This window comes from Novipirellula methanifontis (genome assembly GCF_052161655.1).
Taxonomy (GTDB): Bacteria; Planctomycetota; Planctomycetia; order Pirellulales; family Pirellulaceae; genus Novipirellula.
On sequence record NZ_CP197418.1, the window covers coordinates 825,952 to 841,525 of the forward strand.

Below are 15,574 nucleotides of genomic sequence, written 5' to 3' on the forward strand. Positions count from 1 at the left end.
GTCAATCATTTCCCTCGCGATGTTCGATCACTTGCTGCAATCGCACCAACACTGCTTGAGGACTGAGCCCGCAGTGGTGACAGACATATTGAAGCGATTTGCCAGCGCAGCTTGTATCGAGCCCAAGTTCGTTAAAGACGGCATTGGTTTCGGGGTACTCGATGATCCACTCGGGGATGCTCGTCATCAAATCACAATCCATGTTTGCAATTATAACGAGTGAGCGGTAACGGTGGCTTTACCAATCGCGGGCTGCTTTTTCTAACACGGCGGCCAAGTAGGGCGCGGTGGCTCCCTTTTCCGATTCGGCGATTAATTCGGGAGGGCCTTGGGCGACGATTTCGCCGCCTCCGACTCCACCGCTTGGCCCGACGTCGATGATCCAATCACATGCGGCCAACAAGTCGAATTGATGCTCGATCACGATCACTGTGTTCCCGGCATCGACCAATCGCTGCAGCACTTGCACTAGCCGCTCGATGTCTTGGAAATGCAAACCGGTCGTTGGTTCGTCCAGCAAATAAAGCGTACGTCCCGTGGCGACACGAGCCAACTCGGTTCCGAGCTTAATCCGCTGAGCCTCACCGCCACTGAGTGTCGTGCTGGATTGTCCGAGCCCGAGATAGCCCAGCCCTACCGCTTGCAGTGAAGCGAGTTGACGATGAATCCGCGGGACGTTCTCGAAGAACGCCGCCGCCTCATCAATACTCATCGCCAACACATCGGCAACCGAGGCTCCTTTGAAACGTACTTGCAAGGTTTGCCGATTGAACCGCTTGCCACCGCACCGCGTGCAAGTGACAAACAGGTCACTGAGAAAATTCATCTCAATGCGTTCCACGCCGAGGCCTTTGCACAACTCGCAACGCCCCGCGGCCGAGTTGAAACTGAACCGACTGGAGTTGAACCCACGAGTTTTTGCTTCTCGCGTCGCAGCAAATACTTTGCGCACCTCGTCTAAGACGCCCGAGTAGGTCGCCGGGCAACTGCGTGGACTGCGGCCGATCGGCGATTGGTCAATCGCAATCATCTTGTCGAGATACTCCACGCCGCTGATCCCAGAGTGGGGGCCCGGGGTCTCGGATTTTAGCCCCAGGTAATCGGCAACCGCGGGAGCCAGCGTGTCATTGACCAACGAGCTTTTGCCGCTGCCGGACACCCCGCTGACACCAATGAACAAGCCAACCGGAAACTTCGCAGTCACCTTTTTAAGATTATGAGTTTGGACGTCGCGGAGCGTCAGCCACTGACCTTCGACGGGTTGGCGGCGTTCGTCAGGCACCGGAACGCTTCTCGCCCCCGAGAGATATTGGCCAGTCAAACTTTTGGGATCATCCTCGACGTGGGCGGGCGTCCCATGACTGATTATTTTGCCTCCGAGTTCGCCGGCACCTTCACCCATGTCGATCAACACATCGGCCGACCGCATCGTCGCTTCGTCATGCTCGACCACGACGACGGTGTTGCCTTGATCGCGAAGATCGGTGATACAGCGAATCAATTGATCATGATCCGCCGGGTGCAAGCCGATCGACGGTTCGTCCAAGACATAACAGACGCCGACCAGTCCGCTGCCGATGCTGGTCGCCAACCGCACTCGCTGCAACTCACCGCCGCTGAGCGAATCGGCGGATCGATCGAGCGTCAAGTACGTCACTCCGACTCGCTGCAAGAATGCCAATCGCTTGCTGACTTCGGACGTGATCGGTGCCGCGACGGCGGCATGCAAGGGCGAGAACGTCTTGTCGATTCCGGCAAACCAATCCGCGGTTTCTCCGAGTGGCATTCCGCAAACTTGATGAATCCCCCGGCCAGCAATGGTAACACTCAAGGCTTCTTTTCGAAGCCGGCCGCCGTGACAATCGGGGCACACTGTGGTGTAATCATCCACGGTGATACGCCCAAGCCCTTCACAGGTTCGGCAAGCACCATAGGGGCTGTTGAAACTAAACGTCCGTGGTTCAATCTCTTCGAAACTGGCACCACACTCGACACACGCCATCGCGGTGCTATAGATCGATTCGTGCCAATCGCCGGCGTCGTCTTGAATTAGCGATGACGCCAACCCGCCGCCCAACCGCAGTGCAAGCAGCACGCTATCTCGCAACCGCGAATCAGCTTCGTCACGAATCACCAGCCGATCGATGACCGCTTCGATCGTATGATTTTTCCGCGGTGCCAGCTCCGGCACCTCTTCGAGCAAGTAGGTTTCGCCATCGACGCGGGCCCGGACCAGCCCGGCTTGTTGGATCGATTCAAACACTTCGCGGTGCGCCCCGCGGCGGCCCCGCACCATCGGCGCCATCACAACCAACTTGGTTCCCGGAGCGAGCGCCGCCAGCGAATCGACAATCGCATCGGGCGACTGTTTTGCAATGGCCGAGTTGCAGTGAGCACAATGCGGTACGCCGACCCGCGCGTACAACAGCCGCAAATAGTCATAGATCTCGCTGATTGTGGCGACGGTACTGCGTCCGTTGGTCGAACCTGGCTTTTGGTCGATCGCCAACGTCGGTGCCAGCCCATCGATCGATTCCACATCAGGCCGTGGGATCTGGTCCAAAAACTGCCTGGCGTACGCCGACAAGCTATCGATGTATTGACGCTGGCCCTCGGCGAACAGCGTATCAAACGCCAACGAACTTTTGCCGCTGCCCGACACACCGGTGATCACGGTCAAGGAGTTGTGAGGAATCTCGACATCGATGTTTTGCAGATTATGTTCGCGCGCCCCTCGGATCCGAATGGCATCGTGCGATGCAGTTCGCTTGGATTTCGATGATGGTTTTGGCGTACGCTTGGACGGACGTGTCGTGCGTTTTCGTGTTATTGGTTTTGTTTTCAAGGACGACGCTCAATCCACTTGTAGGCTCGTTTAGCATTTCCGGCAAAAAAGTTCCGTGTGGCGGTTTCGCCTTTTTGCATCGCGTACTGCATCACGATCTTTTGCAGCACCGCGTATTCCACAGCTCGCTCGCAAACCGGCCAATTGCTGCCGTAGATCACACGATCGTCGCCAAACGCATTCCAAACGACGTCGATGTAGGGCCGGTAAAACGACAGCTCGCTGGGAACCGGTTGTCCGCTGCGAGCCGCCCCTTCGACCAACCCCGAAATCTTGCAATACACATTGGGATACTGAGCAGCAACTTTGATACCGTCAACCCAGTCGCTCGGTGGGGCGTCCGTCGTAATGGCTACATTGGCAACGTGATTGAGCACGATTCGCAACTCAGGTAACTCGCCGGCTAACTGTGAAATCGCCGCGAGCGAATCGATGCCTCCGTTCACATCAAGCGACAAGTCATGCTCGGCGAGCACCGCCAACTTGGCCGCGGTCTCGTTGTGCAACATGTCGTTGAGCTGTTTGGCAGAGATTCGAATCCCGCGAAACAGCGGGTTGGCGGCAAATCGCTTGACTTGATCTTCAAAATCGTCAGCCTCCGGGTCTAAACGTCCCACGATGCCAACGATGAACGGATCGTCTTTGGCGAGATCCAATAGCCAAACGTTGTCTTCGATCCACGCACTCGCTTCGACAATTACCGTCCCATGGATTGGCCGTTCGGTCTTCAGTGCACGCAGATGCTGTGGCAAAACGGTTCGGTACAGCGACGAATTCTTGTTCGGCCACGGCACGCCCTGCGGACGCGAGGGGTCATAAAAGTGCGTGTGACAATCGATGATCTGCAAATCAGCGATCGAATCGGGCTGAATTCCATCGGTCTGTTGGGCCTTAAGTGAGCTGGTACACAGACCGAGAGCCAACAGAATGAGTGCGAGAAACCGTTTCATAAAGAATGTCAGATAAAAGGTTTACGGATTTTTTCAGAGCGAAATGCCGGATCCGCCCACAACGTGCCGCAGGATAACCTAAAGATATTTGTCGAGTGGTCGATCACGCCTCAGGCGACTAAGATTCGGCTCCCAAAGACTCGACCAACCGGAAAAATCAGGTACGCAGTGCAGATTACGCCGCAGAATTTAACGAACTTGTTTGACATTATTGGAATCGGTCTAGCCCATGGTACAATCCCCCGCAGTTTCGCAGTTTGCCCCCGAAGTTTCGCGGCTGGACAACGCACCTTCCGAATCGATCCACGCAACGTTGCAGACGATCTCCGCATTGGGCGAAACCGAACGGAGGCATCCCGTGAACGGGCTTAGGCTGTACGACCAGAGCGAACATCTGCTGTTGGCGAGCTATGCGATGCATAGTGCCGATACAGAGGGGCGTCTGTATCCCGAGCCCACGCATCCCTACCGAGGCCCCTATGCTCGCGATCGCGATCGGATCCTGCACAGCAGTGCGTTTCGGCGACTAAGCGGCAAGATGCAGGTTTTTACGGGCGAAATGGGGATCTATCATCGCACCCGGCTGACGCATACGTTCGAGGTCGCGTCGGTTGCCCGCACTATGGCTCGCGTGCTGCGGCTGAACGAAGATCTGACCGAGGCGTTGGCGCTGATGCACGACATCGGGCACCCGCCGTTTGGCCATTGCGGCGAAGATGTGCTGAGCGAACACATGTCGTCCGTCGGCGGGTTTTCGCACAACGAATTTGCCTTGGTGATCGTCAGCGAACTCGAGCAGCGGTACGTTGAATTTTCGGGACTGAATCTGTCGCGAGAAACACTGGCGGGACAAGACGTGCGAGCTCACAAGGCCGAAGCCGCCGTGGGACGAGCCCCGCTGCTAGAAGTACAGCTCGTCGACGCGGCCGATTCGATCGCTTACGACGCTCATGACGTTGACGATGCGTTGCAAATGGGACTGCTCTCGATCGACGAACTCGCAGAACTCGACATTGTTCGGCGAGCTCTCGATTTAATTCGAGACAAACGAGGCTTCATGCCCATCCATCAACTGCGTCAATCGTTGGTTCACGAACTGATCGATCTGCAAGTCAGTGAGTTGGTTGAGGTGTCGAGCGAGATGCTGCGTCAATATGAGGGGCATCACCACAACGACATCTGTGATTTGGGAGTCCGGTTCCGTCATGGCGAAACACTCGGCGCCGAACGCCGCGAATTGGAAGCGTTCCTGTTTAACGCCGTGTACCGTCACCCTCGTTTGATTCCGGTGCGAGATTCGGCGGCGAAACGTTTGAGCGAGCTGTTTAGCATATTGACCAAGGACCCGAATCGTCTGCCGCTGCGATTCCGCCAGCGCCAACAAGATCAACCGCTTGAAAAGGTCGTCGGCGAGTACTTGGCCGGGATGACCGATGCGTTTTGCGACCAGCAACATCAATATGCGACGGGATCATCGCGAGGCCCCCTCGCAGACTGGTAGCAGTTACGGATCAGAGAAAAGGTGCCGGTTAGAGAAAGTTTTCTCATCGTAACGGTCATGCCGCGCCGATGAAGAAAACTGGAGTCTCGGTAGATGCTCTCGCAATCGCGTTACGCGGATTGCTTGCATCTGCCAGAACGGCCATCTTCGCACGACTTTTCTCAAAAGTAGCTGTTATGAAAATGTCACCGACCTCACGGTCTTTGCTAGCAACCACGAAAACATTGTGTACTGCGATCGTCGCGCTGGCGCTCGCTTCATTGCTTGCAAATGATCTCAGTGTTCTTTCGCAAGCCGAGGGAGCCGAGAATCAGCTTCGAGCTGGGGCTTCTGGCCAATCGATGGATCAGACGCGGGTGATGTGGGAACCCAAACGATCGGCAAAGCCAATGCCGAAGCGTCGATCGTTGGTATCTCAAGCGGCTCGCGGTAACGTGATTGACGAAATGCCGAGCGAACCGTTGGTGGACGACCAAATTCGCCAAGCCGGGTTCTACGACGGCGGGTGTACCAACTGTGGTCCGGTTTGCGACTGTGGTGGCGAAGTCAGCTGCGGCGTCGAACCCGGTTGTGGTTTTGAGCCCGGTTGCGGATTTGAGCCAGGCTGCGGTTTTGAGCCAGGCTACGGGTATGAAGTCGGTTGTGGCGCCGAATATGGCGATCCCGGCTGTGGCGTCGAAGCTTGCCCTAGTTGCCGAGGCGAACCGGTTTGCGGGATGGAATCGATCGGTTACCACGACGCCAGCTGTGGCCTGGAATCGATCAGCGGCGACTACTGCGACAGCTGTGGTGGTGGCGGGTGCAATTCATGCTGCGGCGTGCAAACGTATCCGTTGTTCTTGCCGCTGTTGCGAATCAATTGGCATCGATTTGACTTTTTCGCCGGTGTCCAAGGATTTAAGGGCCCGCTGAGTTTTGCCAACACCGATGGCGGCAACGGCCGTAGCCGTGTTGGATCGGGCAGCTTCGGTTTTTACGAAGGCTTCAACGAAGGGCGTTCGCTGAAACCATTGTTTGGTTGGGACATGTCGTTGCAACTCGGTGTGCGAGCGACTCAGAACAACCTTTCGGGTGCCGAGTTCACCAGTGACCGACGTAATCAAGTGTTTGTCACGGGCGGATTTTTTCGACGCGTTGATTATGGTTTGCAATACGGATTGGTCGTCGATTACATGAGTGACGATTGGTACTACCAAGCCGATTTGACTCAACTGCGCGGTGAATTGAGCTGGAAAGAAAACGGCTGTCACGTCTATGGATTTCAGTTTATGTCAAGTCTTGGCGACGACAGTTCCTCGACATCGGTCCGCAATTCGGCTGGAGCCACGGTGATCTCGAACATCAGCTTTGAATCGACCGATCAATATCGGTTCTTCTATCGCCGTATGCTTCACAACTCAGGATCGTGGGACGCGTTCGCAGGATGGACCAATCATGATGATGGCATTCTCGGAACGACGATGACGCTGCCTCTGCGTCAGAAGTTGGCTCTTTCAACCGGAGCGACCTACTTGATACCCAACGAAGGAACCAACAGTACGGGTTACCAGGAAGAGTCGTGGAACATCGCAATTGGGTTGGTTTATCGTCCCGGCGGACCACGCGGAGCAGGCCGTTACAGCCGACCAATGTTTGACGTTGCTGACAACGGCACGTTTATGGTGGATCGTAAATAGACGAGCTTGCTATCGCTTTCGTATCTGCCGGATCGGCGTCGCTATCGCGACTTGATCCGGCCTACAATGTGAACTCACATTACTCGGCCAAGTAGGCGGACAATGTTCGCTTCGGAGTTGGCAGTTTTAGCAGCGGCGCGAATGACGCGGTGTCTTCGTCGACACTGACAAACAGTTCGGCGAGGCTTGCTTGATCGCCTTGAGTCAATCGCTCGTAGCCTCTCACGAACTCGGCCTTCTCGTTCCAGTCTTCGTCGCTGCATGAAGGCAGCAGCGATGCCAATGCAACGCATGCTCCACCACGAGCGGCGTCGCCTTGTCCAAGCAACGAATCAAGTTGAGTGTGCTGTGCAATCAAGGTCACGAAGTCCTTGGGCAGACTCCAGCGATTTGCCAGTAGTGCAGCAGCATCGGCATGGTCCCAGCCGAACAATTCTTGCTCAAGTCCGCTCAGACGTCGACCTTCGGCCGCACGTCGCTCGACAAGCGACTGGTACTGTTCAGGCAATTCTTTCAATAGCAACGGAATCGCCATATCTTGTAGAAGAGCACCGGCGAACAAGTCTTCGGCGTTTTCGACTTTCAGCGAACGACCAAGCTTGCGTGCCAAGATCGCACGACGCAGTGAGTCTTGCCAAAGCGACTTCAAATCGAACGGACCAAATTTTGGATTCGGAATTACGCTGAACACGGCGTTCCACAAAGCAAAGTTGGTGATCGCCCGACTTCCGACCAATGTCAACGCTTGCTGCACGCTCATGATCTCGCGGCTGAAACCAAAGTACGACGAGTTCACAAACTTCAGTACTTGGCCCATCAAACCAGGATCCGCCTCGATTGGCTTGGCAAATTCGGGTGGTCCCACGTCATCTCGCTGTGAAAGCTGAAGCAGCGCGATCGCGCTGTGCGGCAGTGCGGGCAACACGTCCGAGTGGAAGACATCTTCGAGAGCAGTGGTATTGATGACGGTCGACATGATTTTTTTGTGGGCTTGGGCCTAGGGATTTTTTCGTCGGGTGATTTCTGCGTTTGGCAAACGGAAAGATTCGCCTCTGAAACCTAGGCCAAGAATCGCTGGCGGGCAACGATTTTGTCGGGCCCAGATCAAGCAACCAAAGCGTGGGGCACATAATCGTTAAATTCGCTACATGTCGCTGCACTTCGATGCACCTGGTCACACGCAGGACAGGTCGCCAGGGGTGAATCATGGCTGCAACGAAGGTTGCATTTTGGCATCGGGCGTTGACGAAAAAGAACCACAGAACCACACGGGGCGCAAATGAGGTGAGGTGGCGTAAGTCGTTGTAGGTGAACGGTTTGTGTGCAATTCGAGTGGGCTGGTTCCACCCAATGGTTCGTTTTGTGCAACGTTGCTCTTTTCAATATGAGCAACTTTGGATTCAACAAAAACGACGTTCGTCTGCTGAAGCATTGTCTATGGGTCAATGCAAAGTGTGTTGCCATGATCGTGGCATTTGTGATCGTATTACGATTGACTCACGAGACTCCAGCACATTCGATTGCGTCCATCCCAGTGGCACAGATCCCAATAACAGCGACATCGAGCGCGGCAACGACGTCCACGGTGACATCGGCGGAGGATCGACCGCTGAACCCGATCCCACCGACCGGTTGGCGGCGAACCAGTCGCGGCTGGGAGCATACGTCGTCGTGGCCGCAAACCAGCGGGTTGGGCCAAACACATTCGATTAGCGAATTGATCGCGATGCAAGAGTCCCGCGAACCGAGATGGCTAAACACCGTGCTTGGCCGAGTCGGCGGGATTCCACCGTTGATGATCGCGGTGCTGCAGATCACCATGATCGCGGTGATCTTTAATGTCGCAAAGCCGAAAGCACGCGTCTAACGCGGCACGGAATCTTCGACCGTGGCGACCTTCGCATGCTGTGCAAACGCTTTGGCGGTCTTGTGCGATGCAATACCGTCGACATTCACCACGTAGCCGCCCGAGCCTGCGACGGCGGCTTCAAAGCCGAGTATCGCGGTGGGATCAACCGCAGGATCCGTGAACAACACCGCGTCGTACAACATCATCATGTCGCCGTTGGTAAGCCGTTTTAACGCTTCGCCAACAACCGTTTGCTCGTGACTTGCGGACTGCTCAGACGCAGAATCCTGTTGTGGTGGAATGCTCGCTTCGATAAAGGTTGCGAACTCAGTGACATCCTTAGGCGACTTTCCCTGCTCGGTTTGGAAGCGTTGATATTGGCTTGCCAATTCACTTAGACAGTCGCGTTTCAGCATGATCTCTTTGGCGGCCGAGTCGTCGCTACAGCCACCAATGGCAAACCCTAACAACGTGGTGATCATGCAGAGCAAGATTGCCAGACGGCGATCGCTGATCGAATACAACGACGTCTCATCCGACAAAGGCACGTCGACGGTATTGCCAACGAAGCGGTCACTGCGGTCTGCCGCACCAACATCGAGTTGGATTTCAGTCGAAAGGGGATAGATCTGCATTAAATTTGCTGCCCGTAAAAAAGGTGGCGAGTCGATAGTGGCGACGACGAGGTGATTCGATGACGGCAAAAAAATAGCCCGGGCCAGCCGAAACGCCGCCCGGGCTACTGTGAGCCGCTTTCTTATGATTTCAGCAAAATGCCGATTGCTACGAGATAGCGTTCGATGGTCTCGGCATCCGTTTGTTCCCACTTAGCCGATTTGTGACGCAGTACGGCTAGCTTCAGCGATTCAATGGCATCGGCCAAATCATCGGGAAGTTCAGGCAGCCCCGCGAACGGCTGGCTGCTCGAAGGTGCCTCGGATGCAGACTCCGATTTCGATTCCGCTTCGGTCATCGGTGGATTCGCCTTCGACGCATCCATCGCCGAAAACTCTTCCTCGTCGCCGAAATCAGGACCTTCCGGGCGTGGTCCCGTGGCGACTTCGCCGGCGCTCTCTTCGTCAAAATCTTTGGTACGACCGCCACCTTGCGCGGGCAACACGACATCTTCGTCGGTGTCGACTTCGACAATTTGACTGTTGGTTGGTCGTTGTGACTCGACCGCACCAGTGGCTTCCCAGCGTTTTTCACGCATTTGGGAAACGCTCCAAGATTCCTGCACTGCACCTTCGAGCCATAGCGGAGCGTCATCCCAATCGAGTGCCGCCAGGAAATGGCTCCAGTACAATTGGTGGTAGGTTGCATGGGTCGAACCAAAGCGATCGAAAACGCGACGCAATCGTCCGACGTGCGGGGCGGTTACGCCGCCAACACGACGTGCCCATGCTTCGTCAGAGTATTCGGTCGAAGGTGCGCCGGACTCGATCAGTGCCAAACGCCATTGGTGGACGATTTCGCCCTTTTCCCAATTGGTCGTGCTGATCAATTGGTTCCACTGGCCAACAAACGGCTGAGCCAACTCGGCTAACCGTGGATCGTCCTCATCCCAAGCTTGCTTTGCTTCGACGATATCCTGCTCATCGACATCCGATTCGCTCGCCTCGCTCACCAACACTTCGGCGTTGTCCGCATCATCGGCCGACGCGACGGGGGCGGCTTCCTCTTCGCTCGAAGCGACGTCTTCCGAATCGACGTCTTCGTAGGTCTCGGATTCTAGGGTTTCGGTTTCTAGTTTGGTTTCGGTTTCGTAACTGGCTTGGTTTTCATACGTATCGGTCCCATTGGAATCGAGTTCCTGGGAATCCGTCGCAGAAACTTCCGCCGCGTCGACATCCGTTTGCACAGGAACGTCGTAAGAATCTTCGGGGGTCATCGGCATCCGTCGCGTGAGGAGTGGGGATCAGTGCATCGAGGCTTCAGGCCGAACCATGAGGCGTGAAAAGCCAGAAAGCGGGGAAGACAAGACTCGCCTTGCCACCGCACGTCTACGCTAACGAACGATGGAGCCGCAATGAAGTCACTCGCATCAATTTCAGTCATGGCCCCGCAAAACACACGTTAGTCGTATCAATTGCGGAAACAATGCGGTGTGGAAAAAGTGTTACGAACTCTCTCGAAAACCGAATCGATCGGAATTTAGCGGGCGCAGAGTCACCGCATGCGGCAGATTTTTCGCTTACGGTAAGCTTAAACCGCCCCCGACCGAGGGAGCGAATTGCATTTCTGTCGCGGCTGCGAACAAGGATTGGGGGCAACTAATGGGGCTGATAAGTACGAATCCACTTACCGGCCCACGAAATGGCGTTTTGACGAGGTAATTGGCCAGTTTTGCTCAAGTCGGACGCCACAAGCTTCAGAAAGCTGCCGCGATCGCCAGAAAACCCAATCGTATTGACACCTTTGCACAATCGATACAGCATGCGTTTCGCCGTCCCCTGTGGCCCGATGCGCTGCCACCGAGCATGCCTAACGGCCTGCTCCCTGATTGCTTCGAACTTTAATCTGTACTTCTTGCTGTTATGACAAAACTCTACGAAAAACTGACGCTCAAAGATGTCACCTTGCGAAACCGCATCGCCGTGTCACCGATGTGCCAATATTCATCCGAGGATGGTTTTCCGAGCGATTGGCATCTCGTTCACCTAGGGTCACGTGCCATCGGCGGTGCGGGCTTGGTGGTGGTCGAGGCGACCGCAGTATCGCCCGAGGGCCGGATCAGCCCCGCCGACAGCGGTATTTATACCGATGACCACGTCGAGCCGTTTGCAAAGATTGCACGGTTTCTGAAAGAACATGGTTCGGTCGCAGGCATCCAACTGGCGCATGCTGGTCGCAAAGCGAGCGCGAGTAAACCGTGGGAAGGAGACAAGCATCTTTCCAATGACGAAGGTGGCTGGGACACGATCGCGCCATCGCCGATCGCCTTTGGCGACAAACTTTCCAAACAGCCCAAAGAGATGACGCTCGACGATATCCAACGGGTCAAAGGCGATTTCGTGCGTGCCACCGAACGGGCCTTGGCTGCAGGTTTTAACTATCTCGAAATCCACTTTGCCCACGGCTACTTGGCACACGAGTTCTATTCGCCCTTGTCCAACAAACGGACCGATTCTTATGGCGGTGACTTCGAAAACCGTACTCGTTTTATCATGGAAACGTTTGCCGCGGTGCGTGAGGTGTGGCCCGAGCGGTTGCCGTTGACCGCTCGATTGTCGGTGACCGATTGGGTCGATGGAGGTGTCACGATCGACGAGTCGATCGAATTGACTCGCAAACTAAAAGCTGCCGGCTTGGACCTACTGGACGTCAGCCATGGATTTGTGACTCCTGATATCGACAGCGTCCCCTGGGGCCCCGGGTTCATGATTCCCGTCGCAGGGCGAATCCGCAAAGAAGCTAATATTCCGACCACCACCAGTTGGTCGATCACCGAACCGCAACAAGCCGAGGACGCGCTTCAAAAAGAACAAGTCGACATGGTGATGTTGGGCCGCGAATTGTTGCGAGATCCGTACTGGCCCTACCACGCCGCCGAAACGCTCGGCGCGGAAGTGGCCAGCGATATCTTGCCAGTCCAATACGCACGGGCGGTAAATTAAGCGATCGGCGTGGAAGGGGAAAATAGCCGTCTTTTTCGCGTCTCTCGGTGATTGCAGGTCCTTTGGCTATTTTACGCGAGCCTGCCAGCGCGTGCTTTCCGCCATCGTCACACGGCCGCCATCGTCACACGGTTTGTTCGCGACTATAATGACGACTCCCCCCCATAGCGAGTTCCCTTCGCTAAGTTCCCGCCGTATCACCGCCACTGAAAAGGAATCCGCGGTAATCAAGTGTTGTGGTTCGTTCACTGCGAACCTGCGTTTTGATCGCTTAGCGATCAACGACATTGATTCCTGCCCGATCCCTACCCCACCCCAGGCATACCGTTCGATGTTGATCGCAAGCAATTTCTATCGCTCTGCACGACTCCGCTCGTGCTGCAAAAGCTCTATAGGCTTGATGCAAGTCGCGATGCTCGTGTTCATTTCGACGACCACGCTAGCAGCTGAGAAGGCTGACGAAGCGAAGCTCAGTAGCGAGGCGGTAACGTTCTTCGAATCAAAGATCCGCCCGCTACTGATCGAACGCTGCTACGAGTGTCATTCGCATGAAGCCGAGGCCAACGAAGGTGAATTGTATGTCGATTCGCGTGCCGGGCTAAGGCGAGGTGGAACTCGCGGTGCGGCGATCGTGGACACCGATCGATCCAAAAGCCTGCTGCTTCGTGCGGTCGAGTATGCGGATGACGACATGCTGATGCCGCCGGAGGGCAAGCTTGATGACGACGCGATTGCGAACCTTCGCATTTGGATTGAAATGGGGGCACCGGACCCTCGCGTCATCCAGCAGGATGCGGATGCTGCTCACAAGCCGTCGGTTTCACCGATGGACATCGACCCCAAATCGCATTGGGCGTTTGTCGCCCCCGTGTCACCGGCACCGCCTGAGCAGCATGATCCCCGATCCCACGACGTGATCGACGACTTTGCGAGCCAGCGAGCGACCGAGAAGGGCGTGACACTGGCCGAACCGGCGCCACGTGAAACGCTGATCCGCCGTGTCTATTTTGATTTGACGGGATTACCACCAAGCGAGTCCGCGATTGAGCAGTTTGTCGCTTCGACACGTCCCGATGTGTACGTGCGTTTGGTCGATTCGCTGTTGGCGTCCCCCGAATACGCCGAGCGTTTTTCCCGTCATTGGCTCGATGTGGCTCGCTATGCGGACACGGTTGGCTACGCACTCGGTGGCAAAGAGCGTCGCTTGAAAGGGAGTGATCGTTACCGCGATTGGACGATCCGTGCGTTTGGCTCGGATATGCCATATAACGAAATGATCCTGCACCAATTGGCGGGTGATCGCACCGACCCGAACAACGAAGCGGGCAACCTCGACGCAATGGGTTTTTTAACCGTCGGACGTCGCTACTTGAACGGTCTGGACACGCGAGATGATCGCATCGACGTGATCACTCGCGGGTTACTCGGATTGACCGTCAGTTGTGCTCGTTGCCACGACCACAAGTTCGATCCGATCCCGACGGCCGATTATTACGCGATGTTCGGCATCCTCAGCAGTAGCAAACACAACGAGGACGGTAAAAGCCCGTTGATGATGTCGGATATTGAAAAACCGCACGATCATCCGATCTTGGTCCGTGGCCAACAGGGGAATCGAGGCGAGATCGCACCGCGGCAATATTTCACCGCGCTGCGGGATGCAGATGACAAACCGTTTCGAGATGGCAGCGGTCGCTGGGAATTAGCGAACGAGATCGCAGCGGCGGATAATCCGCTGACCTCGCGAGTTTTGGTCAATCGAATCTGGGGTCATTTGACCGGCAAACCGCTGGTCGAATCGACGAGTGATTTTGGAGTGCGGACCCCGCCGCCCGCAGTCGCTGAGGTGCTCGATGAGTTGGCAGTGGATTTTTCGCGACACCAGAGTGTCAAGAAGACGGTCCGTCGGATCGTCCTTTCGCGTATCTATCGCCAAGCGGTTTCATCCTCCGAACGGAACCGTGAACTTGATCCCGACAATGGATTATTGGCCCGTGCCAACCGTCGACGTCGTGATTTTGAATCGCTACGTGATTCGTTTTTGGCGGTCTCCGGATCGTTGCAGTACACGATCGGCGGCGAGCCGGTCGAGATCACCGGACCGACGCCCGTCCCTCGCCGTACGATCTACGCGATGATCGATCGCCAGAATCTGCCAGCGGTCTTTCGCACTTTTGACTTTGCCAGCCCCGATGCTCATTCACCCAACCGCTATTTCACGACGGTGCCGCAACAGTCGTTGTATTTGCTGAACGGAGCCCAAACACAAGAACTGGCACGGCGGGTGGCGAAGGAGGTCCGGCAAACCGTGGGACGCGACGTCGAGCAACCCATCGAGTTGGCGTATACCCAATCGCTCATTCGTCGTGTGCTATCGCGTGAACCCAGTGAAGAGGAACAAAGACAATTTGTTTCCTTTTTGCAGCAAACTCCGGCGCCGTTTATTGTCGCGAGTGAACACTGGAGCTACGGCACGGCGAAACTGGATGCCGATCGGCGTGTTAGCGAGTTCCAACCGTTTGCGGTGTTCAAAGACAAACGCTGGCAAGCCAAGGACAAACTCCCGGACGACGGGTCGTTTGGCTATGCGTCGTTGAGCGATAGTGGAGGTCACGCGATGCGGGGGGCCGACGGTGGTGTCGTACGGCGCTGGACGGCACCGGTGTCAGGTGACGTCACGATCACGGGGATGATCGAGCATCGCGAAAAGCGAGGCGACGGCGTCCAGGCCATTGTGTGGTGTGGGGACGAGCGAGTGTTCAGCGAAGTCCGCCACGGTGAAAATCGTGAATTTGGACCGCTTAAAACACGGGTTGAAAAGGGAGAAACAATCGATTTCATCATCAATCGGGGGGACTCCGATAGTTTCGACTCCTTCGTGTGGCGAGCCACGATCAAGTTGGTGACCGAGACCGGACAGGAATTTGAAACGGATTCGGCCGAAGACTTCAAAGGTCCCGACGGAAGCCGAGCATCACGACCGCTCGATCGACTCGAGCAACTGGCTCAAGTGTTATTGATGAGCAACGAATTTGCATTCGTGGATTAGGTGAACATCACCGCGTTTGTGCCAAATTAGCGTAACGGAAGTCGTCAACGACTTGTCGATTTAATCCAAATGCAAATCGCAACAGTG

At 55.7% G+C, this 15,574-nt stretch carries 11 protein-coding genes; 5 read left to right on the forward strand and 6 right to left on the reverse strand.

The genetic code is table 11. The features are described from left to right. Position 1: 1 nt before the first annotated feature. The 3 genes from SH528x_RS02920 to SH528x_RS02930 all read right to left on the reverse strand — a co-directional run bounded on the left by SH528x_RS02920 (position 2) and on the right by SH528x_RS02930 (position 3,795). Positions 2-187: a hypothetical protein gene (locus SH528x_RS02920; protein WP_442509037.1), complete on the reverse strand. Its 186-nt coding sequence runs from the start codon at positions 185-187 to the stop codon at positions 2-4. 51 nt (positions 188-238) lie between these two features. Then, positions 239-2,746 (reverse strand): excinuclease ABC subunit UvrA, encoded by a 2,508-nt coding sequence (gene uvrA / locus SH528x_RS02925; protein ID WP_442512072.1) that lies wholly within the window; start codon positions 2,744-2,746, stop codon positions 239-241. A gap of 95 nt (positions 2,747-2,841) precedes the next feature. Beyond that, positions 2,842-3,795: an amidohydrolase family protein gene (locus SH528x_RS02930; RefSeq protein ID WP_442509038.1), complete on the reverse strand. Its 954-nt coding sequence runs from the start codon at positions 3,793-3,795 to the stop codon at positions 2,842-2,844. A 358-nt stretch (positions 3,796-4,153) separates the two neighbouring features. Here SH528x_RS02930 and dgt point away from each other — a divergent pair, with 358 nt between their 5' ends. Both dgt and SH528x_RS02940 read left to right on the forward strand, forming a co-directional pair. After that, positions 4,154-5,296, forward strand: coding sequence for a dGTP triphosphohydrolase (gene dgt, locus SH528x_RS02935; protein ID WP_442512073.1), 1,143 nt, complete (start codon positions 4,154-4,156; stop codon positions 5,294-5,296). Positions 5,297-5,472: 176 nt separating this feature from the next. Then, complete coding sequence (locus SH528x_RS02940) at positions 5,473-6,972, forward strand: DUF6666 family protein (protein ID WP_442509039.1); 1,500 nt, start codon at positions 5,473-5,475, stop codon at positions 6,970-6,972. Between the two features lie 79 nt (positions 6,973-7,051). On the opposite strand, the gene SH528x_RS02945 is transcribed toward SH528x_RS02940, so the two are convergent. Continuing rightward, entirely contained in the window at positions 7,052-7,948 is an 897-nt protein-coding gene (locus SH528x_RS02945; protein ID WP_442509040.1) for an HDOD domain-containing protein, read from the reverse strand. Positions 7,949-8,356: 408 nt separating this feature from the next. On the opposite strand from SH528x_RS02945, the gene SH528x_RS02950 reads away from it, so the two are divergent. Next, a complete protein-coding gene (locus tag SH528x_RS02950; RefSeq protein WP_442509041.1) occupies positions 8,357-8,839 on the forward strand; it encodes a hypothetical protein in 483 nt (160 codons plus the stop codon). Here the strand turns inward: SH528x_RS02950 and SH528x_RS02955 are convergent. Continuing rightward, positions 8,836-9,456: a hypothetical protein gene (locus tag SH528x_RS02955; protein WP_442509042.1), complete on the reverse strand. Its 621-nt coding sequence runs from the start codon at positions 9,454-9,456 to the stop codon at positions 8,836-8,838. The two genes, SH528x_RS02950 and SH528x_RS02955, sit on opposite strands and share 4 nt — an antisense overlap. A 122-nt stretch (positions 9,457-9,578) precedes the next feature. Next, positions 9,579-10,712: a hypothetical protein gene (locus tag SH528x_RS02960; RefSeq protein WP_442509043.1), complete on the reverse strand. Its 1,134-nt coding sequence runs from the start codon at positions 10,710-10,712 to the stop codon at positions 9,579-9,581. Between the two features lie 646 nt (positions 10,713-11,358). Between SH528x_RS02960 and SH528x_RS02965 the strand changes: the two genes are divergently transcribed. Both SH528x_RS02965 and SH528x_RS02970 read left to right on the forward strand, forming a co-directional pair. Beyond that, positions 11,359-12,438, forward strand: a complete 1,080-nt coding sequence (locus SH528x_RS02965; protein ID WP_442509044.1) for an NADH:flavin oxidoreductase/NADH oxidase — start codon at positions 11,359-11,361, stop codon at positions 12,436-12,438. A 148-nt stretch (positions 12,439-12,586) separates the two neighbouring features. After that, positions 12,587-15,487 (forward strand): PSD1 and planctomycete cytochrome C domain-containing protein, encoded by a 2,901-nt coding sequence (locus SH528x_RS02970; RefSeq protein WP_442509045.1) that lies wholly within the window; start codon positions 12,587-12,589, stop codon positions 15,485-15,487. The last annotated feature ends 87 nt before the right edge of the window (positions 15,488-15,574 follow it).

Excerpts from the sequence above, each read along its gene's own strand:
- SH528x_RS02965 (WP_442509044.1), top strand. The coding sequence starts at position 11,359 with ATGACAAAACTCTACGAAAAACTGACGCTCAAAGATGTCACCTTGCGA.
- SH528x_RS02920 (WP_442509037.1), bottom strand. The coding sequence starts at position 187 with ATGACGAGCATCCCCGAGTGGATCATCGAGTACCCCGAAACCAATGCC.
- SH528x_RS02950 (WP_442509041.1), top strand. The coding sequence starts at position 8,357 with ATGAGCAACTTTGGATTCAACAAAAACGACGTTCGTCTGCTGAAGCAT.
- SH528x_RS02955 (WP_442509042.1), bottom strand. The coding sequence starts at position 9,456 with ATGCAGATCTATCCCCTTTCGACTGAAATCCAACTCGATGTTGGTGCG.
- SH528x_RS02945 (WP_442509040.1), bottom strand. The coding sequence starts at position 7,948 with ATGTCGACCGTCATCAATACCACTGCTCTCGAAGATGTCTTCCACTCG.
- SH528x_RS02940 (WP_442509039.1), top strand. The coding sequence starts at position 5,473 with ATGAAAATGTCACCGACCTCACGGTCTTTGCTAGCAACCACGAAAACA.
- SH528x_RS02970 (WP_442509045.1), top strand. The coding sequence starts at position 12,587 with ATGACGACTCCCCCCCATAGCGAGTTCCCTTCGCTAAGTTCCCGCCGT.
- SH528x_RS02930 (WP_442509038.1), bottom strand. The coding sequence starts at position 3,795 with ATGAAACGGTTTCTCGCACTCATTCTGTTGGCTCTCGGTCTGTGTACC.
- SH528x_RS02960 (WP_442509043.1), bottom strand. The coding sequence starts at position 10,712 with ATGACCCCCGAAGATTCTTACGACGTTCCTGTGCAAACGGATGTCGAC.